The organism is Candidatus Saganbacteria bacterium, assembly GCA_016223245.1.
Taxonomy (GTDB): Bacteria; Margulisbacteria; WOR-1; order XYC2-FULL-46-14; family XYC2-FULL-37-10; genus JACRPL01.
The window spans coordinates 61,776-84,735 of sequence record JACRPL010000013.1; the positions used below are offsets into that span (position 1 = coordinate 61,776).

Sequence of the window (22,960 nt, forward strand, 5' to 3'; positions counted from 1 at the left end):
TTATAGTTTGATCTTGAGGCGCGACAAAATTTCTTTGCCGATATTATTTATATCGCCGGCTCCCATAGTCAGTATCAGGTCGTTTGGCTTGAGCATCTTGACGAGAATCTCTGGTATGCGTTCTTTTCTTTGGACGTAGAGGACGTCCTGGTGTTTTTCCACTTCGCGAGAGATCATCCGGCCGTCGACATTTTGGATCGGCGACTCGCCCGCTGAATAAATATCGGTCAATATGACAAGGTCGGCGTCAATAAAAGCCTCCCCGAACTGCGAGAAAAGGTTTAATGTGCGGCTGTACCTGTGCGGCTGGAAAATAGCAATTATCCTATGGTCATCTCCCCATCCCATTTTAGTGGCGTGAAGAGTCGCCTTTATCTCTGTCGGATGGTGAGCATAATCGTCAACGACCAGGATGCCGTCAACCTCGCCTATAATCTGGAAACGCCTTTTTGCTCCAGTAAAAGAATGGAGGGATGAAGCTATTGTCGAAAATGGGATGCCCGCTTCCATTGAAACTGCGATTGCTGCTAGTGCATTTGAAATATTCTGCTCGCCGGGGATAGACAAGACGAGCTCTCCAAGCATCTTTCCATTCCGTAGAACATTAAATTTCGACTTGTTCTCATCAAACAAGAAATTTCGCGCGGTAATATCCGCGTCGGAAATTATCCCGTATGTAATTTTCCTGATGGATGTTTTGTTGGCGATCTCCGCCGATTGGGGATTGTCGACTCCAACAACTAAAAGCCCGTCTTTTGCGGTTCGCCCAATAAATTGCCCGAATATATCATGCAAGTTTTCGACCGTGCCGAAATATTCCATATGGTCGGGCTCGATATTGGTCAAAACAGTTACAGTTGGGTTTAATTCCAAGAATGACCCGTCGCTTTCGTCAGCTTCGGCTATTGCATATTCCCCTGCCCCAAGCCTCGCATTGCCGTCGACATAATCCGTCTCGCCGCCGATCAAGTATGTAGGGTCAAGCCTCGCATCGCAGAATATTTTCGATATCATCGATGTCGTCGTCGTTTTGCCGTGCGTGCCTGCGACCGCCACCCTTTGTTTGAATTTGTCCATGATCCACGAAAGCATCTGCGCGCGCTTAATAATCGTAAGGTTCTTAGACTTGGCTTCCATGAATTCTACATTGTCCTTTGAGACCGCGGATGAATACACGACAAGATCAGCTTCACGCAGGTTGCTTGCGCTGTGCTCGATAAATACTTTTATCCCGAGGTCCTTCAGCCTTATTGTATTGCTCGACTCTTTAAGGTCGGAGCCGGAAACCCTAAACCCCATTTGAAAAAGTATCTTCCCTATAGCTGATACTCCGCACCCGCCAATGCCGATTAAATATATATTCTTATGTTTACCGATATCGAAGCTATTCATATAAAAGTTCCACAACTTTTTTTGCGGCATCAGGTCTTGCGATCCGAAGCGCATTCTGCGACATTTCTCTTAATTTCTGCGGATCGTCAAGCAGCCCGATTGCCAGCTGGGGAAGTCTTGCGATATCCTTTTCGGGAAGGACCTCGGCCGCATGGGCATTTTTTATCTCTTCCGCATTCAGTTGTTGATGGCCTTCGGAAGCAAACGGGAAAGGGACCAGGATCGAAGGCATCCCGACAGCCAGGAATTCAGAAATTGCAGTCGCCCCCGCCCTGCTTAAAGCCAAGTCGCATGACTTGAGGCATTCTTCGATATTATACATATAGGCGATCGGATGGTAAAATGGATATTTTGTTTTAATGCCAAAGCTTAAAACATCAGCAAAATCCCTTTGGCCTATAATGTGGAACAATTCAATATTTTTGTTCTCAAACATTTGAATATTTGAAATTATCGCCCGATTGATAGCCCGCGCGCCTTGGCTTCCTCCGACTATTAGCACATTCCTTCCAGGCGCTTCCTTTCTTTTGATCCCCCGGATGCTTTGCCTTACAGGGTTCCCGGTAACTATCCCGTTGATATATTTTTTTGAAGCATTATAAGACAATGCCGTCCCATACGAGATCTTCGACAGCATTCTTGAAACGATCCCCGGCAGCACATTCTGTTCCTGGAGGATTAGTCTGATCCCGAACAATCTTGCGGCGATCGCCACTGGAAAACTTACATATCCTCCCGTTAGGACAACGCGGTCCGGCCTGAAGCGCAAGAAAATAATGATGCTCTGCAAAAATCCGACCAAAGCCGCAAAAGGGGCGGATGCGGCTTGAAATGAAATTTTTCTTATTATCCCGCGGGCGAATATCCTCTCAAACTTAAAGCCCTCTTTATCAAAAAGTGTCTTTTCGAGATCGGTCATTCCGCAGATAAAGAGCACATTATTTGCTTTGTCCCTAGACATGATCTCTTCGGCAATTGCAATTCCAGGATAAATATGCCCGCCAGTGCCACCGGCCGCGATCAAGACTTTCATTTCTTAAGCCTTGAGATATTTGCGATGATCCCGACGGAGAAGAGATTGATTATCATCGCAGTGCCTCCGTAACTCACAAAAGGAAGAGGTATCCCCGTCGTCGGTATAAGTCCGACTACGACCAGCAGATTCAGGGCCGCCTGGACAAAAAACATTAAGATAAGCCCAAATGCCAGAAGCGATGAAAAGCTATCAGGGGCGTTCTTTGCGATATGCATCCCCCGCAAAAAGAACAGGACAAATATCAAAAGCAAAGCAATAGCCCCTATGAAGCCAAGCTCTTCGCACAATACCGCAAAAATGAAATCCGCGTATTGCTGGGGGAGATAATAGAATTTTTGCCTGGAATTGCCAAGCCCCAGCCCAAATATCCCGCCGGATCCGACCGCGAGCAATGATTGGATAATATGGAAACCAACGCCAAGTGGATCCTTCCAAGGGTCAAGATAAGCGACAAGTCTCTTTAGCTTATACGGCGAAAGGATGCTTATTATAAGAACAGCAAAAGCGCCGACAGCCGCAAGTACCGTAAGATGTGCGATCCTTGCCCCCGCAATAAATAGCATGATAAATGACGTGCCTAAGATCGAAAGCGCAGTCCCAAGATCGGGCTGTTTTATGATTATCGCGACAACAAATATCAAGATCAATAGGAGAGGCAATAAACCCTTCATAAAATCACCGACTTTATCCTTGATGTTTGACAGCGCCATAGAAAAATACAGTACCATAGCGAACTTGACGAGCTCGGACGGCTGAAATGAAAATAGGTACAAATTGAGCCACCTTGTGGCTCCTCCGAGAGTTGTGCCGAATCGCGGTATAAAAAGCATGAACAGGAAGAACACGGACAAGGAAAGAATGGGAAGCGCAAATCTTTTAAGCTTGGGCATTTCGAGGTTCATTGCCAGGACAAAGGCAAAAAACCCTAATATCAAATATAAAAGATGGTGTTTCAAATAATAAAAGCTGTCCCCGACTTTTATCCCCATGACCGGGCTTGAAGAGAAGATCATTATCGTCCCAAAAAGTATAAGCGCAAGCGTCAGCGCCAAAAATGGCTTATCGGCTCCGGGTCTTTTTTTCAAAGCTTCGCCACCAGTTCTTTGAACCGCCGCCCGCGATCCTCAAAATCCTTGAACATGTCAAAACTTGCGCATGCAGGCGATAACAGGATGAAGTCGCCAGGAGATGCGCTGCCATACGAAATCCGGACAGCCTCCTCCAAACTAGAAGCTTTTTTTATCCCGGCAAATCCGACCTTGGCCAGGCCTTCTTCGAACCTGCCCGAAGCTTCGCCTATCAATATTACAGTTTTAACCGTTTCCTTGATCAGGCCGTTCATCTCTACAAGATCGGTGTTCTTATCCCTTCCGCCCAGAATAAGCACGATGTTTTTCTGGTCTCCTCTTAGGGCGCGAAGCGCAACGATAGTCGAATCGGGATTCGTGGCTTTTGAATCATTATAGAATTTAACGCCTTTCTTTTCGATGAAATACTCGATCCTATGCTCGACGCCCGGGAATTCACGCAGAACTTTTGCTATTACATCATTTGAAACGCCGGCCAACTTGGCTGCCAAGGCGGCCGCCATCGCGTTTTCAATGTTATGTTCGCCTTTTATCTCGATATCGGAAATTGAAAGAGGAATCACTTCGCCGGCATATTTTTTCGAAAATGGCACATGCCTTGCTTCTGACCTTTCAATTAATTTCACGACAAGAGGATCTTCGGCATTAAAAACAAGATAATCCGTTTTTCTTTGGTTCAAATATATCCTGGCTTTTGCCGATGCGTATTGGCCCATGCTCTTATGCCTTGTTAGATGATCAGGAGTTAAATTCGTGATGACGCTTATCCATGGCCTGAAAGTTAAAATAGTTTCAAGCTGATAACTGCTAATTTCGGCTACAATAAAATCAAGTTCCGTGTCATCGATTGAGACCAATGGAGTTCCGATATTGCCGGCTAATGAAACCTTTCTCCCCGAAGCTTTAATGAATTCATAAATGAGAGTTGCTGTAGTTGTTTTCCCATTCGTTCCGGTAACAGCAATTATCGGCTTAGTAAAAAACCTGAACGCGAGTTCAATTTCTGAAATAACAGGGATATTCCTGCCGCGCGCCTTTTTTAAAATATCAATATCGGGATCTATCCCCGGGCTTAAAACGATCAATTCGGCCTTTTCAATGCTTTTTTCGGTTTTTTCGGCGGGAGAAATTTCGACAGCTAAAACCTTCGCGCCTAAAGAGGATAATTTTTTCGCGGTCGCAAAGCCCGATTTTCCCAGGCCAAAAACAGTGACATTTTTTTCATTCCAATTTGTCATAACAAAAATACTCCTATAATGCTTAATATAGCTTGTACAGACCAAAATAAAAGAACGACCTGCATTTCCGAAAATCCCAAAAGCTCAAAATGATGATGTAAAGGCGCCATTTTGAAGACGCGCCTTTTCCATAGTTTATAGCTTATTACCTGTATTATAACAGAGAGCGCTTCAACTAAATATACCCCGCAAACAACAATGAGGACCAGCTCATGATGGCTAATTATCGCGAATCCGGAAAGAGCGGCCCCTATCCCCAAAGATCCGGTATCGCCCATGAAGATCATTGCTTTCGGAAAATTAAAAAACAAAAAACCGAAGATCGCCGCAATAAATACAAGGCTCAATGCCGCACCGCCTAACAACCCATTCAAATAAAAACTGATAAAGAATGGAACAAATGCCAAGATTGATGTTCCGGCAAGCAGTCCGTCCAAGCCATCCGTCAGATTTGCCGCATTTGCGGCGCCAATTATTATAAAGATCAAAAACAAGAAATATATGGCGGGATTAACGGCCCAATAATTAGTAATATTAATTATATAAAAAGCAAAACAGGCTGAAAAAATAGTTTGAAGGATTATCTTTTGCCAGAAAGTCAGCCCCAAGTTCCTACCCTTAAATACCTTAACAAAATCATCGGTAAACCCAATAAATGAAAATCCTAAATACAATAGAAGCACGGGAATATATTTCATATCGATTGTTAATAGCGAAAGGATAAGAACAATTGGAACAAACCCTATCCCGCCCATTGTAGGCGTCCCGCTTTTTATTTTGTGGCTTTGAGGCCCTTCCTCCCTTTCGATTTGTTTGAACTTATACTTTGTAAATAGTTTAATTAATAGATAAGTAACAAGAAATGACGCAGAAAAAGCTTGGACAAAAAGATAAAAAAGAGGAAGCATATAAAGAAATTATATCATAAAAAAAGCCCTCCTTCGCTCCGTCCTTCGCAGTAGCATTGCTACGGAAGAGGACTAAAGCTCCGGAGAGCTTATTTATATATATAAATACTATTATTTCTTAATAGTATATCCAATTTCGGCGATCAAACCCAAGCGGGTATCATAACCGGCTTCGGCTACAATATTGTCGCGAAGGCTGGTCGAAACTGTTACTCCAACGCCTATGCCTGCCTTATCAGAAAGAGTAGGACCGACGCCAAGCTTAACTAGTTCGGAATAGCTGGAATAATTAACGCCAAAATCCGCATAAATATTATTCCTAAGAGGCATTTTGCCGGATACTCCTAGATTCACGAGAGAATATCCGCTTCCGAATCCATAGCCCAAATTGCCGACAATTGACAAATTATCCTTGACTTGCTTTTCGGAGCTAATAGCTATCATTCCGGCTCCCCCGCCTAAACCTGCTTTGGCAAAGATCGGCATTCCCGATGATGGTCTTACGGCCTGTGGCGCAGGCGCAACAGGAGCGACTGATAGCGCAGGAACATCAACAGGCGCCGCAGCTGGAGCAACAGCAGCTTTCTTAGCTGGTGCAGCCATAGCTATTGAAGAAAGGACAAAAACAAGAAGAACCATTAATAATAAACTTTTTTTCATATTTCACCTCCTTATTTTTACAAATATAACCTTGCACCGCTATAGAACAAAGCCGAAGAAGCCCCAAGACCTGTTCCTGCCGCAGTCCCTGACCCGATTCCAAATGTCGACACGCCGCCAGCTGTTGAAAATTCTAGAACGGTCAGATCAGCCAAAACTGATAAATTGCTTAACAATGCATACTCAACGCCAACAAAGCCATTTATAGTTATAGAAGAAGTTGCGGCTGCCGCATATGCCGGGTTAGTCGCAATCATCAGATTTCCGCCAGCCTTTGCCATAACATCGCCGATTTTTAGAAGATCAAATTCTAATCTCCCTAACAACCCGATATTTGAATTCGCCCCTGCAGCATTCGTCCCATAAGCTATCCCTAAATCGCCGGATATCGCAGGGTTAAAGCGCATGCCTCCTGTAATAATAGTCCCAAACCCTCCCGGAGCGGCTTGGCTCATTAACCCTATTCTCAATGAATTGGAAGGTTTTACACTATCTGAAGAAAGGATCAGCGGAACAGAGGTTTTTGCGGCGGCAAATGAAACGGAAACCAATAACGAAATCAAAACCAAAGAAACAAAGACTTTTTTCATTTTTTACCCCCTTATTTTTATACCGAATGCGCTGGCTGGCGCATATGAACATCCAATTTGTCTTCGACTCTTTTGATGCTGTCTTTAAACTCCACGCGCAATTCATCTACACTATTTTCAACGCCAGAAAGCCTGTTTTCAATCGCAGGCAGTTTTTCATCTTCAATTCTCTTGATTGCATGATTGGTAAAAGTTAATTCCTGCTTCAATCCTTCGTATAATCCTGTAAGTTTATCTAATTTATTTATTATCCCATCATATTCTTTGGAAATCATTTTTACTTCCCCTTAATTAAATTCAAAACAAAATCGGCCATGATATCTTTGCAGCCAAGGCCGAACATTTTATTGTGCATGTTTGTTTTTGTGTTTAATTGATGCCTGCCTGTCTTGATAAAGCAGGACACACAACAATACCACTCCAACAACCAAAACAATTATCATTGTCAATAAGCTATAATCCATCAGCATCCTCCTCTAAAGATTTCTTCGGTTCTGAAAAAACTGCTATTGCGGAAGTTACTGCCAGCAATAATATGCCGACAATAAAGACCAATAAATTTATCCCTTTTCCGGAGACCATTTGCCCGATCACGAGCAAGCCGAAAATAATCCCCGAAAAATTAATAAACAGCTTGGATATTATTTTTCTTCTCGAATCAGATATCATCTCAATTTTTACTTCCCCTTAATTAAATTCGAAACAAAATCGGCCATGATATCTTTGCAGCCCAACCCGAAAGCGATCGCAACGGCTAAGCCTAATGCGCCGATAATAACACCAATACTCGGTACAAGCAAGGCTGCGCCGATCCCAAGCTGCTCCAAAGCTAATAGAAAAGCCATGATGACTGTCACATATTGGATAAGGCGGGCAATTGTTTTAGCCCCTGGAAGGCCGAAGTTTACAGTCACAACGTATACCAGGCTCCCGAACAATATCGCAAAAAACGAGCCCAGGCTTAATACGATTGCGGCGATCAGAATAAGCGATAGGGATGAAAATATTTTTTCAATGGCTGACTCGACGGGAAGGCCCGACATAAATGCAACGGCAACAATCAACAAATAGATAACTATCCAATAAATAAAAGTCCCGACTAATTCGGAGGGTTTCTTTTTTACTTCGCCTTTTTCGAGTATCGAGTTGAATTTAACGGTTTTTAAAAGATCGTCGAATTTTAAAGCTTGCAATGTAAGTATTGCGATCTTTTCGAAAAATTTGGCAAGCACAAAACCGATTATGAGGGCGGCTAATCCATAAAATACATTAAGCAGTTGGACCGAAGTCTTTTCGAGGAACGGGAACAAAGACTCTATTTGTATCATAATTCCACCCTTTTAAAGGATTTAGACCAACCCAAGGCCAAGGAGCAAAGAAACAACCATGAAAATTATCGCCGATATCGTCGTGATCCTGTCCAATCCTTCTTCCAAACCCTTAGGAGTTCCGAAAAGCTTGGCTGCGCCGCCTATGCCGCCCAGGCCCTCGCCTTTTGCTGAATGGAGCAATACCGTTAAAACAACAGCTATCGCTGACAAGATCTGAATAATGATCAATAAAGCTTTCATTTTTTTAATATTAGCATATCGATTATTGTTGTCAAGGAGAAATGGCGGCGATCGGCATCAAATATTTTTTTTGGGCGATCTTATCCTCGCTTTGGCGATCTCAACGATGATCGGTACAATAGATAGAATGATTATGGCAAGAATAACAAACGAAAAGTTTTCTTTAATGCCTGGAAGATTGCCAAAAAAATACCCCAAAAGAACAAATCCAAATACCCAAACAAGCCCTCCGGTTGCGTTATAGTAGATGAACTTTAAATAATCCATCTTGCCGATGCCTGCCACAAAAGGAGCAAAGGTCCTGATTATCGGCAAAAAACGGGCCAAGAAGATGGTTTTGCCGCCATGTTTACTGTAGAATTTCTGGGTTTGATCGATATGGTTTTGATTGATCGGGATGTTCTTGTTATCGACTATGCTCTGGCCAAAAAATCGCCCGATCCAGTAGTTAACCGTATCGCCAAAGAAAGCGGCGGCCCACAGCAAAAAAAGCAAAAAAACGACATTAAATGAACCGATCGCCGAAAAAGCCCCGGCCGCAAAAAGGAGGGAATCCCCGGGCAAGAAAGGAGTAAATACAAGTCCTGTTTCAGCGAAAACTATTGCGAACAAGATCGCATAGGAAAAGGCCCCGTATGCCTTTATGATCTCACCCAAATGAGCATCGATATGAAGAATAAAGTTCAATAATGACGAAAATATTTCCATATAACTATTATTAAATGGAGCTGATCGGGATCGAACCGACGGCCTCGTCGTTGCGAACGACGCGCTCTCCCAACTGAGCTACAGCCCCCTATTTATCTTGCAAACAAGCAATACCTGGAAGCGTCTTTCCCTCAACAAATTCCAAAGATGCGCCGCCGCCGGTTGAAATATGAGTTATCTTGTCAGCTAAACCGGATTTTTCGATCGCCGCGACAGAATCCCCGCCGCCAATGACGGATACCGCGCCATGGCTTGTAGCTTCGGCAACCAGTTTTGCAATTCCAAAAGTTCCCTTCGAGAATTTATCAAATTCAAATACACCCATTGGACCGTTCCAGAAAATAGTTTTTGCTTTTTTTATCGAATGGCTGAATTTTTTGACGGTTTCGGGCCCTATATCCATGCCCTGCCATCCGTCTGGAATTCCGCCGCGGGTTACGAGCTGGATATTGGCATTGGCATCGAATTTGTCGGCGCAAATATGGTCGATCGGAAGCAATATCGTCTTATTAAGATCGATCGCTTCTTTTAATATTTCTTTGGCAACACCGATCTTATCTTCTTCGACCAAAGAATTCCCTACGGAAACATTCCTCGACCTGAAGAATGTATACGACATCCCGCCCGCAATGATCAATGTATCAATTTTAGGCAATAGATTTTTTATAACATCGATCTTGCTTGATATCTTGGCTCCGCCCAATATCGCGACATATGGATGCGCGGGACCAGAAATAAGCTGCCCCAAGAATTTTATTTCTTTTTCGATCAAAAATCCGGCATAGCCCTTTAAATATTTTGTGACGCCTACAGTTGAAGCATGCGCGCGGTGCGCGGTGCCGAATGCGTCGTTTACATATATATCGGCCAAAGAAGCGAGCTTCTTGGCGAATTCGGGATCGTTCTTCTCTTCTTCTTTGTAGAAACGGACATTCTCAAGCAATAAGACATCGCCGGAATTCAATTTTGAGACAGAAGCTTCAACAACGGGGCCGATCGAGTCTTGTACATATTGGACGGATCTACCCAAGAGTTCAGAAAGTTTTTTTGCAATAGGCCCCATCCTCAATTTATCTTCAGGGCCTTTTTTCGGGCGGCCTAAATGAGATACAAGTATTATTTTGGCTCCGCCATCGGCCAAGAACTTGATCGTTGGAAGAGATGCCGTGAGCCTGGTATCGTCTGTAATATTTTGTTTGTCATCCTGGGGAACATTATAATCGACCCTGATCAAAACCTTTTTCCCACGAAATTCACCCATATCACGGATCGTTTTCTTAGACATTTACTTGCTGGCAATCATCTTTATAAGATCGACTACTCTGCAAGAATAGCCCCATTCATTGTCGTACCATGAAACAATTTTGAAGAATCTCTTCTCGCCTTTTAAATTATTCTGCATGGTAGCTAGCGAATCATAGATCGAAGACCGGTTATCATGGATGAAATCCGTTGAAACAACTTCTTCGCTCGCATACCCTAAAAATCCTTTAAGGTAAGTTTCGGAAGCTTTTTTCATCAGCGCGTCGATCTCTTCGATGGAAGTATCTTTTTCCGATCGGAAGGTAAGGTCAACAACCGAAACATCGGCTGTCGGGACCCTGAAAGCCATACCGGTAAGTTTTCCTTTGGTTTTTGGAAGCACTTCCCCTACCGCTTTTGCGGCGCCTGTTGTAGACGGGATAATATTAATCGCAGCTGCACGGCCGCCTCTCCAATCTTTTTTCGACGGGCCGTCAACTGTTTTTTGGGTTGCGGTATAAGCATGGATCGTTGTCATAAGTCCTGTCTCAATACCGATACCTTCGTTCAAAAGAACGTGGACCAAAGGAGCCAAGCAATTTGTCGTACATGAAGCATTTGAGATCACGTGGTGCTTCGATGGGTCGTATTCTTTGTCGTTAACGCCCATGACGATCGTCTTTCCGTCACCTTTGGCTGGAGCCGTGATTATAACTTTTTTGGCTCCGGCTGTAATATGTCCCTTAGCTTTTTCGGCATCTTGGAAAAGGCCCGTCGATTCGATGACGTAATCAACGCCATGGTCTTTCCAAGGGATCCCGCTTGGATCCTTTGCGGCCATTAAGCACTTGATCTTGCTTCCGTTTACAACAAGGACATCTTCTCCCTCGGTTGTTATAGCGCCTTTGAATCTTCCGTGGATCGAATCATATTTCATCTGATACGCGAAATATTTCGCATCAGTACAAATATCTACAACCGCAACTACGTCGATCTCGCTGCCTAATACTCCCTTCTCAACCATTGCATGGAGCACTTGGCGGCCGATCCTGCCGAAACCGTTTATCCCGACTTTAACCTTAGCCATTTTTTACATCCCCCTCACTTTTTTTAAATTATATCATTATTTGCGAAAAACCGTCAACTATTCTATAATCTTTCGCATGGAAAACTCCCCGTGGCGGATATTATTTATAGCTACCGGCGCTTCATTATTATTGTTACTGTTCGTATATTTCCTTATCCTTCCAAAATCTGAAAAATCACAAGGAACGGTCGAAAAAATAGCCGTTTTCAAGAACACTCGCGTTTCCGGCCGCGAAAACGGGAAAAAAGCGTGGGAATTTTCGGCAAAAAGCGGATGGGCCGAAAAAGACAACCAGATGACCTATCTTGAAAATGTGACGCACGGAATTCTTTACAAAGACGGAAAAATCATCACAAAAAACCTTACCGCTCCAAAAGTTAAGGCCAACCCAAGCACGAAAGTGATCGAAGCTTTTGCCGAGAACAAAAAGCAGATCAAAGCCCATATCTCTTTCAGGCAAAGGGACAAAGACAAGGACAATGACCGGAATTTCGCTTCGATCAGGGCGGATTTTTTAGCCTACGATCCGAACGCAAAAAAAACAAGCCTCAACGGGAACATCAAGATAAGAGAAAAAGAAATATCGTTAAGCTCCGATTCTATGGAAATCGACAATGAAAAAGAAACATCCGATTTTGCAGGCAATGTCTCAATCGACCGCAAGGATGTTTTTTTGAGATGCCGCCTCCTGCATTATGATTCAAATGAAGAAAAGCTGAACGCGGAAGACGGCGTCAGGTCGATCATAAAAGGAAAACAAAAGACTTATCTTAACAGCAAAAAAATGTCTTTATATTCCGACGACAAAAAAGATGTCGAAGCAAGCGGATTAATCGAAGTGGTACAGGGCAAAAAAAGCGCTGTGGCAAATGAAGGGAATTATAACAAAGAAACGGAAAAAATATTATTAAAGGGTGATGTTCGCGCAGTGATTACAAAAGGAAGAGCGCTTTTAAAAGAAGGAACCATCAAAAAGCTCAAAAATCCAGATGCGAAAACTTTATTGGAAGAAAAAACTTTTATAACTTCCGATACTTTAACCATGTCGACAATAAACGGCGATGCTAAAGCGGATGGAAATGTCGTTGTACATCAAAAAGGCCGCGAGGCAAAAGCGGATTCAGCCGATTATTCCGATTCGACCGAAACGATCATGATGGTCGACAATGTCTATCTTAAAAAAGATAAAGATTGGATCAAGAGCAAAAAAATAATCATTTCGGTCAAAAACGAGACTTTTGACGCGATAGGCTCGGTCGAAGCAGAGTTTAAGATAAAGAAATAATTTACATGTCATGCCCGACCTGATCGGACATCCAGATTTATGAGCGAGCGGCTTCTAGCTTCTTAACACGGCTATCCAGATTGTCCAATCTTGAGTCCTGATCTTTATCTTTTGCAAATGCAAAAACCCTATCTTCTCGGGCTTTCTCCAATTCTTTGATAATTTTATCCTGACCTGTTAGCACTTTATCAAATCCAGCATTAACCCTGAATTCAAGGCTATTGACTTTAGATTCGAGTCCTCCAACCTTGGACTCAAGCCCCTTGAAATCTTCTTTTGTAGCAAATGTCTCTTTTAATATCTCTATATCTTTTTTTGTTATAGCCATGATTGATAGATTTTAGCCTTTTACAATTCTCGCGTCAAGCAATTATTTGACAATACTATCAGCTTGCTGCCGGGTCATCCTCTGCCGCCTTTCTTATTTTTTCTTCCATCTTCTCAATGTCCATGAGGGTCTCGGTCTCGGCGATCTGGAGTTCAAGCTTCAGGTGCACGAGGTCAATTTCCGCGTCAGGATATCCCTGCGCTTTTTGAGAAACCATCCGCCATTTTTCATTGGCTCTGCTGATTTTAGCCAGGGCTTCAGATTTTATTCTCTCAAAATCAGCTTCGAACTCATGTTTTTCCATCGCTCTCCTCCACCATCCTCAACTTTTCTATCATCTCCGCAACTTTTTCTTTTGCTTCTGTAGTCTTTCTCGATTGAAGTTTGACTTTAATAGTTAAGATATCGCTCTCTTTAACTTCCGGCAAAAAGCTTTTAGGGAAATCAACGGCATCCTGTTCTTCTTCGCCGATCAAAAGGACGGCTTTGCTCCCTTCTATCCTATCAACGATCGCCTTAAATTTAACTTCTTGTTTCATAATTTACTCCTGAAAATGACCAATTTCCAATGACCAACATTGTTTCGCTTCGCGATAATAATATAATAAATACATTGTTGGGATTTGGTCATTATTAATTGGTCATTAGAATATAAGTTTCTGCCTTCTCATCGCAACGCTTTGTATTATCCCGAGCAAGATCATATTTACAATAAGCGATGTCCCGCCAAAACTGACATAAGGCAGAGGGATCCCGACAACGGGCATGACGCCAAGGACCATCCCGACCGAAACAAGCGTATGGAACCCGATCATGACAGACGCGCCTGCAACCAGTATCCCCCCAAAAAAATCCCTTGCGCCATCGGCAATTAAAAATGCGCGCCGTATCATTATTACCAATGCTGCGATGACGATCACGGAGCCGACCAGACCGAACTCTTCTGCAACTGCAGAAAATATGAAGTCAGAATGCTGTTCTGGAATAAAATGAAGCTGGGTCTGCGTCCCGTGAAGGAACCCTTTTCCAAAAATTCCGCCGGACCCGACTGCGATCAAGCTTTGCAGGGTATGATAACCGGAGCCATGAGGGTCAATCCCGGGATTTAAAAAAGAAATTATCCTTAATCTCTGGTATTCCTTGAGCATCCCCCAGATCATCGGGAACACTATCCCTATGCCGATGTTTATACCCATTATGACCAGAAGATCAAAAAAATTGACCCTGCTGAAATAAAGAATGAACCACAATAAAAAAATGTAGAATATCCACAAAAAGATGTTCGGCCGCACTATGACGGAGATGATCGGGGTCAATACCATTGTAAGCGTGATCCCGGATGTCTTGTTCCAAATAAGCATCCCCAGGGTGATCGCAGCGATAACAAGCGCTGTGCCGAGGTCTGGCTGCTTGAAAATCAAAATAAAAGGGATGCCCGAGATCAAGGCTATAGGCCAGATCGGAGATCTTTCTTTTTTAAAGTCAAAAAAAGACGCAAGAACCAGGATAATTGAAAGTTTTGTCAGCTCTGATGGCTGGAAAGAAAGCGCCCCCAAATATATCCATCTTTGCGCTCCAGACACCGCACTACCCTTGAACAAAACAAATATCAGAAGAAGAGTTACAATGATATAAAAAGGGATCGCGATAACTTTCAAATGCTTGTAGTCTAGGTAGGCAAAAAAAGCTAAGCCTGCAAGCCCGACCAAGAATGCTGAAAATTGCCTTGAAACAAACTGGAAGGCCGAAGCGCTGTTTTTAAGGTCGCCGCTGAAGTTCACCGAAAATATGGCAAGGAAACCCACGGCAATAAGAAAAAAAGCGCAGCACCAAATTGTCTTATCGGAAACACGGAGCATTCTCAAACTTATCATTGCAGGAGTTCGAGGGTCTTAAGCATCGCACGAGCTTTATTCATTGTCTCTTCGTATTCTTTTTCGAGTATCGAATCGGCAACAACGCCGCCGCCTGCCTGCACATAGGCCTTTCCGTTCTGCATTAAAATCGTGCGGATCGCAATGCACATGTCCATTTCGCCGGTAAATGAAAAATATCCTATCGCCCCGGCATAAGGGCCGCGTTTTTTATTTTCAAGCTCGTCTATTATTTCCATAGCCCGGACTTTTGGCGCGCCCGAAACTGTTCCCGCGGGAAAAGACGCGCGGATAAGATCGAATGCATCCTTATCTTTGCGCAATGTCCCTTCAACATTGCTCACAATATGCATGACATGGGAATATTTTTCGATCGACATTAGGTCGGTGACTTTGATGCTGTCTTTATCGCAGACGCGGCCAAGATCGTTGCGAGCAAGATCGACAAGCATTATATGCTCCGCTCGCTCTTTTTCGTCAGCCAATAATTCTTCGGCCAATCTTTTATCTTCTTTCTCGTTTATTCCTCGAGGCCTTGTCCCTGCAATAGGTCGGACTACTGCTTCCCTGTCCTCCAGCCTTACCATAACTTCGGGTGAAGAGCCTGCAAGAGTTACTTTTCCGAATTTAAGGTAGAACATATACGGGGACGGATTAAGTATCCTCAATATCCTATAAACATCAAATGGATCGCCTTTAAATTCCGTTTCAAATCTTTGCGACGGAACCACTTGTATGATATCCCCAGCCCTGACATACTCTTTCGCTTTCTCGACAACTTTTTCATATTCTTCTTTTGTGAAATTGGAGATTGTTTTTAACCCCCTTTCATTCTCCCCCTTAATAAGGGGGAGATGTCCCGAAGGGACAGTAGGGGTGGGCTTCTTTAGCTTCTTTTCCAATGCCAAGATCTTTTCTCGCGCTTCATCGTAAGCCTTTTCCGGATCGCCTTTAATATGAGCATTGGAGATCATCAATATTTTGTGCTTCACATGGTCGAAAGCTAGGATCGTATCTGTCAGCATGAATTCCATTTCGGGGACTTTCAGGTCATCGGGATTTTTATCGGGTATATTTTCAATGTGCCTTATCGCATCATAATTAATATGGCCGACAAGCCCCCCGTGGAAGCGGGGAAGCCCCTGGATTTTTACCGGCTTATACAGAGTGATGATCTTTTTTACTTCGGCAAATGAATCTGTATCCCCTGTGAACTTAAAAACCTTGGAGGGGTTTAATCCCAGGAATGAATATCGCGCTATGTTCTCGCCGCCCTCGACCGATTCGAACAAGAAAGCGTATTCATCACCCTCTATTTTCTTGAATGCCGAAACAGGGGTTTCCATGTCTGCGACAAGTTCTTTGTACACGGGGATCAAGTTCCCCTGCTTTGATAATCTTACAAATTCTTCTTTACTTGGATAAAACATTTCTTTTCCTCAATATCGCTTCGGCAATTATTATATCTTCGGAAGTCGTTACTTTAATATTCTCGTACGAACCCATGACCATTTTAACCTTTATCCCCAGATCTTCAACTAATTTCGAATCGTCAGTTCCTGCGCTTTTCGCGCTATCGTAAGCTTTTTTTATTATCTCATACTTGAACGCTTGCGGCGTTTGCGCCTGCCATAAAAAACTCCTATCTAGAGTTTTTAAAATTATACCTCCATTGGTCATTGGGACCTGCCTGCCGGCAGGCAGGTTTGCGTCATTGGTCATTTTAATTGTATCCTTCACAGGAACCCCAACAACAACAGCGCCAGAAGCTTTCGCCGCAGATATAGCTTTCTCGATTATGTCTTTTGTAATAAGAGGCCTCGCTCCATCGTGGACAAGAACGATATCCGTATCCGGTGATACAAATCTTAACCCGTTCCGGACCGAGTCCGTTCTTTCTTTTCCGCTAACGGCTATCGTCACCCCGAACCTCTTGGATCTTTCAATATTATCTCCCGCAACAACAAGAATTATGCCTGAAACCGATTTAACAGCTTTGAACGCGCTGATCGTCCATTCGATCATTGGACGGCCAAGCAACCCTAAAAACTGTTTCGGCCCCCCCATGCGCGTCCCCATTCCGCCCGCGGTTATAATAACGGCAGTTTTCATGTCAGCTTCTTAAAATGCTTTAAAAGTGGAGGCGTAATAAAAGTTGTAAGTATAACGACCAGCAGCATCGCAGAATAGAGTTCCTGGCTGATAATATTATGCGCAAGCCCGTATGCCGCGAAAACAAACCCCACTTCCCCCCTTGGGATCATGCCAACGCCGATCGCCAGTTTATTTAATTTTTCCAAAACAACGAACCCTGAAAGTATTTTGCCGATAACAGCAACCGCAAAAATGGCTGAAGCAAAAGTCAATATCGGATAATTCGAAGGATTTGAAAAGTTGAACAGGGAAAGATTGACCGCGACGCCCATCATAACAAAAAATATCGGGACAAAAATATCGGATACGGGCTTGACCTGGTTTTCAATATGCTCCTGGTGCTCGGTCCTCGACAGCACAAGCCCTGCCGCAAAAGCCCCGACGATCGGAGCCAGCCCCGCCGTTTGAGAAAAATAGGCCATAAGCATGCAAAATGAGAATGCGAACACAAAAAGCATCCCGCGCACGCGCATGCCATGGACAAATCTTAATATAAAAGGCGCCGCAAGATTCCCGATCACGACGGCGCCGAGAAGGAAAGACACGGCGACCGCAGTTATTTTTGAGATATTAAAGATCGACAATGACCCTGTCGAAATGATGCCGATGACAGAAGCCAAAATTATCAACCCGATGACATCATCGACAACGGCGGCCCCTATTACGATCTGCGCTTCTTTTGATCTTATTTTCCCGATATCTTGGAATACTCTAACTGTAATGCCAACGCTTGTTGCAGTAAGGGTCGCTCCCACAAAGACCGATTGTATCAGACTTAATCCAAAATAAGACGAAACTAGATATCCGAAAATAAACGGGAAAGCGACGCCAACGCACGCAACGGCCAGGGCCCAAAGCTTGACTTTCATAAAAGATTCGTAATCGGATGTGATGCCGGCCTCAAATAATAATATGATCGCCCCAAGCTGGGCTAAAACCAAAATAAATTCACTTGAACTGATAAGCCCTAATACGGAAGGGCCAATAATTATCCCCGCGACCAGTTCGCCTAGTACCGCGGGCTGCTTTACCCTTTCCGCAAGCTCCCCGCCAATTTTCGACGCAACCAATATATAGAACAAAGCCAAAAGGATACTGCCTATTTCCATATCATTCCCTCCTCAATTCAAGCATTTTTGGCGGTCTAGTTAATATCTTACACCCATTTTTCAAAACAAGCACCATATCTTCTATGCGCATGCCGCCCCATTTGCCCAAGTATATGCCTGGCTCGATCGTGACAACCTGGCCAGCTTTAAGTTTGTTCGGATTTTTCCCGTTGATCCTTGGCAGTTCATGTGTTTTGTACCTGACCCCATGCCCTGTCGAATGCCTAAAATATTTCCTGTACCCGGCTTTTTCGATAATCGAGCGGGCCGCGTTATCGACATCTTTGCAGACAGCTCCCGCTTTGACTTTTTTGATCGCCGCCGCTTGGGCCTTGAGAAGCAAATTAAAAATAAATTTATGCTTTTTTGTCGGTTTCCCCAAAAAATAAGTTCGCGTAATATCGGAGCGATAATCTTTGTACAATGCTCCGAAATCGAACATAACAATCTCATTCTTTTTTATAACCTTTTCAGTTGCAAAACCGTGGATAAGCGAAGACCGTAATCCCGAGGCGACAATTATCCTGAACGATTCTTTTTTTGCGTTGTGTTCCTTAAGCCGCTTTCTTATTTCTTGCGCAACATATTTTTCGGTGACGCCGGGCTTTAAAAATTCGGGGATCTGGTCAAAAACTTTCTCAGCGATCTTTATGGATCGCAAGAAGTCCTTCGGGATCACTTAATAAGCTCGTTAGCCGCCGTTAACCCGAGCAAATAACTGCTTAACCCAAATCCGGAAACTTGCCCTTTTGCAACTCCGGCAATAACGGACGTATGGCGGAACTCCTCGCGGGCATAAATATTTGAAAGGTGGACCTCGATCGTCGGTATCGGGATCCCCGCAACTGCATCCCTGATAGCAATACTATAATGAGTATAAGCGCCCGGATTGATGATAATCGCTTTGAACCCCTCTTTTGCGGCAGACCCGATCTTTTTTACTATCTCACCCTCGCCGGGAAGCTGGATGATTTCTAATTTGATATTCAGCCCGCGGGCCAAGTTTTCAAGAGAGACATTAATGTCGTTGAGCGTAAATTTGCCGTAGACATCGACTTCCCGTTCGCCTAAAAGGTCGAGATTCGGCCCATGGATGACTAGTATTTTATTCATGATATAATTCTAGCATCGCATGATAGATTTATCAATAATAATAGTAAACACCAACAACAAGAAGATCCTTCAGGAATGTTTGGGCTCGATCTTTAAAAATACGCACAGAATGTCTTTGGAAGTAATTGTAACCGATAACAATTCGAAAGACGGCTCACAAGAGATGATAAAAACTCTTTTCCCAAAAGTTATTCTGATCGAAAACAAAGAAAATGCCGGTTTCGTAAAAGCTTCAAACCAAGGCCTTAGAATAGCTCGCGGCCGTTATTCATGTTTGTTGAATGACGACACAATTACTAAAGATTCCTCATTCGACATAATGGTGGAGTTTATGGATAAAAACCAAAAAGCGGGGGCCTGCTCACCCAAACTATTGAATACGGACGGAACATATCAACATCAAGGAAGCTTATTCCAAAAGAAATTCTGGGAATCAAAAATACCGGTCGAAATTGATTTTGCGATCGGGGCTTGCCTGATGCTCCGGCGTGAAGTCATTGAAAAGATCGGGCTCATGGACGAAAATCTTTTCTTTTATAATGACGACCTTGATTGGTGCAAAAGGATAAAAAAAGCGGGATTTAGGATATTTTTTATTCCAAAAGCCGAGATCGTCCATTACGGAGGCTATAGTAGTAAACGAGTTTTCAATAGAAGATTATTTGTTGAAGGCTTCCGCGGCGGATTATATTTCACGAAGAAACATTATGGCAATATCGCATACCACTCCTACCGCTCCCTCCTTATCTTTACCCTTATCCTTTACTTGCCCCTATTCGTCCTGTCATTTCCCTTTAAGCGGGAGAAATTCGTTGATCGATTGCTCGCTTATTTGGATATAATAAAATTATCGGTATTGTCTGAAATCCCAGCCGCCATCTGAAATCCGCCCATATCTTTCGCGATATATATACATGGTACGAATACCCAGCCTTGGACAAAGTCCCCAAGTGCAAAGGCCCACTTGGCCGGGCAAGGCGCTTGTCGGTCAACAAGCGCCAAAAGCAACTTATGTCCCGCAATTTGCGATAGATAATATTGAAGTTTGGGCACAAGCCTATAAAAGTACTTCTAAAGAAAAAGATATCCAATTATTGGCCATAGCTTTTGAAAGGATGAATTTTTTCTACGCGTCTCTTGACCGCCCATTGCATATAAGCAATGTATTGGCAAAAATGGATATTGCCAAACTGCTGGTTTCATGGGGTTTTGGCCCAAAAGCCGCGGCTGCCGCATTGATTCAAGATCTTCCGATATCGCACAGGCCGGACATTGACACTGAAGTCGAAATGATCGCAAGCTCATACCACAAATTAGATTCTCTTTCGGCTAAAGCCCATGATTTCACAAAGATCGGAATAATACATACTATAAACATGTTGATCAACTCGGGAATTCGCCAAGATGAGCCTCGGGATGTTTGGGGACTTAAAGCGGCAAACGACTTTTACCGCCTAACGAACAGCGAAAAGGATTTGGTCCAAGATACTGCAAAAAAAACATTCTATATTCTCGGCCCTGCTCTAAAATTATTGGACCTTGAGCATATAGCATTACAGTTGGAAGATCTTGCTCTTTTCAGATTTGACCATTCTACATATATCGCGGCAGAAAGCGAGATCGCGAAAGTTACGGCCCGTGCAAGGGAACAAGCCTTTATCGAATTGGGTGAAATTTGCGAATTGGTCGCCGTTGAATTGTCATCAGCCGGCATAAGATCGCGGTTCGAATACGGGATAAAGACAGTCGCAAGCACGGTCAAGAAATTAAACAGGCCGAATGAAAAACTTACCGATGCCGCAAGATTCAGGATAATAATCGACGGGAAAAATGTAGACTGCAAAAAAGCAAGCGATATCGTGATAAAAGAGATGGATGGATTCGGGTTTACCGAAGATTATTCGGAAAGATATAATTATATCGATGGCGTGGTCTTAGGAAATAAAAGGGATACTAAGTACGACATTGGCAGCAAGCCTAACGGCTATGAATCCATCCATTTACTATTTCGCAACCATAGGATCGGAGCTGTTATCAGCATACAGATCAGGACCGAAAGGATGCATGAGGTTGCTGAAAAAGGGACTGCTTCCCATTCGTTTTATAAGTTCTCTATGGAGAGAACAAAACCTTCCCAAGCAGGGGGCCTTCTTGCGCCCTTTAGCGATACATACGCGATCAGCGCAAAAGGCACAGTATATAAGCTTATTGCATGCCCATATAAAAACAAGATCACTCTTTTAGACTTTGCCTTTGCCGTATCGCCAGTAACGGGATTGTATTGCCCGGAGTTTGTCGATGTCGAAAGATACAATGAAAAGACGGAACAATACGAGAATGCCAGGTTATCGGTATTCGAAGAATTAATGACCGGGGATATGGTCATAATTCCCGACATGCAAGAAAAAACCTCGAAAAGGCAAATTCCCCCGGGCAGGCGCGACAAGGTCGGAACGCTTGCCGCCCAAGTGATCATCCAAGCCGCCCAAAGGGATAGCTTTGATCCAACTGCTGTTGCAATAAGAAGCTCAAAGGTCATTGAGATCGGCAAAATGGCATTCGACCCGAAACTCCAAAAACTTGAAGCCTCGCTTGGGCGAGGTTTAAGGAATATTATTTTGCGCGAGCAAGGCAAAGATTCCGCGCACATTTTAGTCCTCCCGTCCGTATTAAGGGCGGCAAAATTATTAGGCCTGCAAAATGAGGACGGCCTTTATTTGGCGGCGGGATTATTGGGAAATCGCGACCAAATAGTTGATGATGCGATCGGGATCTTGTCAAATTCGCCGCTTGCGGCGGCTTACATATTAACGCCGGATGGAAATCAGGCGGATGTCTATATTCTTGCAAAAGACGTCCCGGGGATGCTCAACGATATCTTAAAGCATTTTAAAGAGTCGAATTTAAGCCCGTTATGGTTCATGACAAAAGAGATACCCGGCGGGAATATGACGCTTATTGTTACAAAAGTTACTTTGAAAAAAAGCCCATATGGCTCTTATGATCCTCAAGCGCAGATGATCGGATCATTATCCGACCTTAGGGATGTTTATGACGATAAAGCAGTAACTTATCCCGAAAGAAGAAAAGCCAGATCGTTCAAATTAACATTTAAGCTCCAAAAATTCGACATTGATATATTAATAAAAGTCCTTGGCAGAATCGCCGAAGCGGGAATAAACATCGGCCCATTCAGTATTGATCCGGAATATGCGCAAACAGACAAAGGGATAAAGATCAGGGGCTATTTCTGCGGATTGGAGGTTGAACTATCGCCCAATGCCGACAAAAGAACCGTGGATAGATTTTTCTCCAAGGTGACGGGCGGAATTAATACCAGCCAAGCCAGCAAATTTGTGATCTCGGCCTTATAGCGTGTCAAATCATCTAAGAACCTAACCGAAAGCGGGTATCGTTTTATCAACTAAAACCTGACCATAAGCCTCCTCTTCGTTTGCCGGTGATTTCTTGCCACTTCTCTGTCTTTTTGTTCTATAGGCCTTGTAAAGCGAATATATTTTCTCTTTCTTTTTGAGCCTAGGCGAACTTTTTTGGCTAGCTTCATGACCGGCTGGAA

26 protein-coding genes and 1 tRNA gene are annotated in these 22,960 nt (G+C 43.6%); 3 read left to right on the forward strand and 24 right to left on the reverse strand.

Features of this window, described 5'->3' with window-relative positions; translation table 11 throughout:
• From HZC34_05800 to gap, 15 genes are all read right to left on the reverse strand, one after another.
• Positions 1-1,392: a UDP-N-acetylmuramate--L-alanine ligase gene (locus tag HZC34_05800; GenBank protein MBI5701338.1), complete on the reverse strand. Its 1,392-nt coding sequence runs from the start codon at positions 1,390-1,392 to the stop codon at positions 1-3.
• A complete protein-coding gene (murG, locus tag HZC34_05805; protein ID MBI5701339.1) occupies positions 1,385-2,425 on the reverse strand; it encodes an undecaprenyldiphospho-muramoylpentapeptide beta-N-acetylglucosaminyltransferase in 1,041 nt (346 codons plus the stop codon). Before murG ends, HZC34_05800 begins: the two co-directional genes overlap by 8 nt.
• Positions 2,422-3,513 (reverse strand): putative lipid II flippase FtsW, encoded by a 1,092-nt coding sequence (ftsW, locus tag HZC34_05810; GenBank protein MBI5701340.1) that lies wholly within the window; start codon positions 3,511-3,513, stop codon positions 2,422-2,424. Before ftsW ends, murG begins: the two co-directional genes overlap by 4 nt.
• On the reverse strand, positions 3,510-4,754 hold the full coding sequence (gene murD / locus HZC34_05815) for a UDP-N-acetylmuramoyl-L-alanine--D-glutamate ligase (protein ID MBI5701341.1): 1,245 nt from the start codon (positions 4,752-4,754) through the stop codon (positions 3,510-3,512). The genes ftsW and murD overlap by 4 nt, the downstream gene beginning before the upstream one ends.
• Positions 4,751-5,662 (reverse strand): phospho-N-acetylmuramoyl-pentapeptide-transferase, encoded by a 912-nt coding sequence (locus HZC34_05820; GenBank protein ID MBI5701342.1) that lies wholly within the window; start codon positions 5,660-5,662, stop codon positions 4,751-4,753. The genes murD and HZC34_05820 overlap by 4 nt, the downstream gene beginning before the upstream one ends.
• A 111-nt stretch (positions 5,663-5,773) precedes the next feature.
• Positions 5,774-6,322 (reverse strand): hypothetical protein, encoded by a 549-nt coding sequence (locus tag HZC34_05825; protein ID MBI5701343.1) that lies wholly within the window; start codon positions 6,320-6,322, stop codon positions 5,774-5,776.
• A 17-nt stretch (positions 6,323-6,339) separates the two neighbouring features.
• Entirely contained in the window at positions 6,340-6,912 is a 573-nt protein-coding gene (locus tag HZC34_05830) for a hypothetical protein (GenBank protein MBI5701344.1), read from the reverse strand.
• A gap of 17 nt (positions 6,913-6,929) precedes the next feature.
• On the reverse strand, positions 6,930-7,187 hold the full coding sequence (locus tag HZC34_05835) for a hypothetical protein (protein ID MBI5701345.1): 258 nt from the start codon (positions 7,185-7,187) through the stop codon (positions 6,930-6,932).
• 178 nt (positions 7,188-7,365) lie between these two features.
• Positions 7,366-7,581 carry a hypothetical protein gene (locus HZC34_05840; protein ID MBI5701346.1) on the reverse strand — a complete coding sequence of 72 codons (216 nt, stop codon included), beginning with the start codon at positions 7,579-7,581 and terminating at the stop codon, positions 7,366-7,368.
• Positions 7,582-7,589: 8 nt separating this feature from the next.
• A complete protein-coding gene (locus tag HZC34_05845; GenBank protein MBI5701347.1) occupies positions 7,590-8,240 on the reverse strand; it encodes a hypothetical protein in 651 nt (216 codons plus the stop codon).
• A gap of 21 nt (positions 8,241-8,261) precedes the next feature.
• The gene (secG, locus tag HZC34_05850; GenBank protein ID MBI5701348.1) at positions 8,262-8,483 is read right to left on the reverse strand and encodes a preprotein translocase subunit SecG; all 222 of its coding nucleotides are present in this window, start codon (positions 8,481-8,483) and stop codon (positions 8,262-8,264) included.
• A 57-nt stretch (positions 8,484-8,540) separates the two neighbouring features.
• A complete protein-coding gene (locus HZC34_05855) occupies positions 8,541-9,191 on the reverse strand; it encodes a DedA family protein (protein ID MBI5701349.1) in 651 nt (216 codons plus the stop codon).
• 15 nt (positions 9,192-9,206) lie between these two features.
• Positions 9,207-9,279: transfer RNA gene (locus HZC34_05860), tRNA-Ala, on the reverse strand.
• Positions 9,280-10,476, reverse strand: coding sequence for a phosphoglycerate kinase (locus tag HZC34_05865; GenBank protein MBI5701350.1), 1,197 nt, complete (start codon positions 10,474-10,476; stop codon positions 9,280-9,282).
• A complete protein-coding gene (gene gap, locus HZC34_05870; protein MBI5701351.1) occupies positions 10,477-11,520 on the reverse strand; it encodes a type I glyceraldehyde-3-phosphate dehydrogenase in 1,044 nt (347 codons plus the stop codon). It lies immediately after the preceding gene.
• Between the two features lie 76 nt (positions 11,521-11,596).
• On the opposite strand from gap, the gene HZC34_05875 reads away from it, so the two are divergent.
• Positions 11,597-12,805, forward strand: coding sequence for a hypothetical protein (locus HZC34_05875; protein ID MBI5701352.1), 1,209 nt, complete (start codon positions 11,597-11,599; stop codon positions 12,803-12,805).
• Positions 12,806-12,842: 37 nt separating this feature from the next.
• On the opposite strand, the gene HZC34_05880 is transcribed toward HZC34_05875, so the two are convergent.
• From HZC34_05880 to aroQ, 9 genes are all read right to left on the reverse strand, one after another.
• Positions 12,843-13,133, reverse strand: coding sequence for a hypothetical protein (locus tag HZC34_05880; GenBank protein ID MBI5701353.1), 291 nt, complete (start codon positions 13,131-13,133; stop codon positions 12,843-12,845).
• Positions 13,134-13,191: 58 nt separating this feature from the next.
• Complete coding sequence (locus HZC34_05885) at positions 13,192-13,437, reverse strand: hypothetical protein (protein ID MBI5701354.1); 246 nt, start codon at positions 13,435-13,437, stop codon at positions 13,192-13,194.
• Positions 13,424-13,672, reverse strand: coding sequence for a DUF3006 domain-containing protein (locus HZC34_05890; GenBank protein MBI5701355.1), 249 nt, complete (start codon positions 13,670-13,672; stop codon positions 13,424-13,426). Before HZC34_05890 ends, HZC34_05885 begins: the two co-directional genes overlap by 14 nt.
• A 105-nt stretch (positions 13,673-13,777) precedes the next feature.
• Positions 13,778-15,007: a rod shape-determining protein RodA gene (rodA, locus tag HZC34_05895; GenBank protein MBI5701356.1), complete on the reverse strand. Its 1,230-nt coding sequence runs from the start codon at positions 15,005-15,007 to the stop codon at positions 13,778-13,780.
• Positions 15,004-16,437 (reverse strand): anthranilate synthase component I, encoded by a 1,434-nt coding sequence (trpE, locus tag HZC34_05900; protein MBI5701357.1) that lies wholly within the window; start codon positions 16,435-16,437, stop codon positions 15,004-15,006. Before trpE ends, rodA begins: the two co-directional genes overlap by 4 nt.
• Positions 16,421-17,119 (reverse strand): 2-C-methyl-D-erythritol 4-phosphate cytidylyltransferase, encoded by a 699-nt coding sequence (gene ispD, locus HZC34_05905; GenBank protein ID MBI5701358.1) that lies wholly within the window; start codon positions 17,117-17,119, stop codon positions 16,421-16,423. Before ispD ends, trpE begins: the two co-directional genes overlap by 17 nt.
• Positions 17,116-18,270, reverse strand: coding sequence for a cation:proton antiporter (locus tag HZC34_05910; GenBank protein ID MBI5701359.1), 1,155 nt, complete (start codon positions 18,268-18,270; stop codon positions 17,116-17,118). The genes ispD and HZC34_05910 overlap by 4 nt, the downstream gene beginning before the upstream one ends.
• Position 18,271: 1 nt before the next feature.
• Positions 18,272-18,949: an aminopeptidase P family protein gene (locus tag HZC34_05915; protein ID MBI5701360.1), complete on the reverse strand. Its 678-nt coding sequence runs from the start codon at positions 18,947-18,949 to the stop codon at positions 18,272-18,274.
• Positions 18,946-19,383, reverse strand: a complete 438-nt coding sequence (aroQ, locus tag HZC34_05920) for a type II 3-dehydroquinate dehydratase (GenBank protein MBI5701361.1) — start codon at positions 19,381-19,383, stop codon at positions 18,946-18,948. Before aroQ ends, HZC34_05915 begins: the two co-directional genes overlap by 4 nt.
• A 19-nt stretch (positions 19,384-19,402) precedes the next feature.
• Here aroQ and HZC34_05925 point away from each other — a divergent pair, with 19 nt between their 5' ends.
• Positions 19,403-20,266, forward strand: a complete 864-nt coding sequence (locus tag HZC34_05925; GenBank protein ID MBI5701362.1) for a glycosyltransferase family 2 protein — start codon at positions 19,403-19,405, stop codon at positions 20,264-20,266.
• 67 nt (positions 20,267-20,333) lie between these two features.
• On the forward strand, positions 20,334-22,757 hold the full coding sequence (locus tag HZC34_05930; GenBank protein ID MBI5701363.1) for a hypothetical protein: 2,424 nt from the start codon (positions 20,334-20,336) through the stop codon (positions 22,755-22,757).
• The last annotated feature ends 203 nt before the right edge of the window (positions 22,758-22,960 follow it).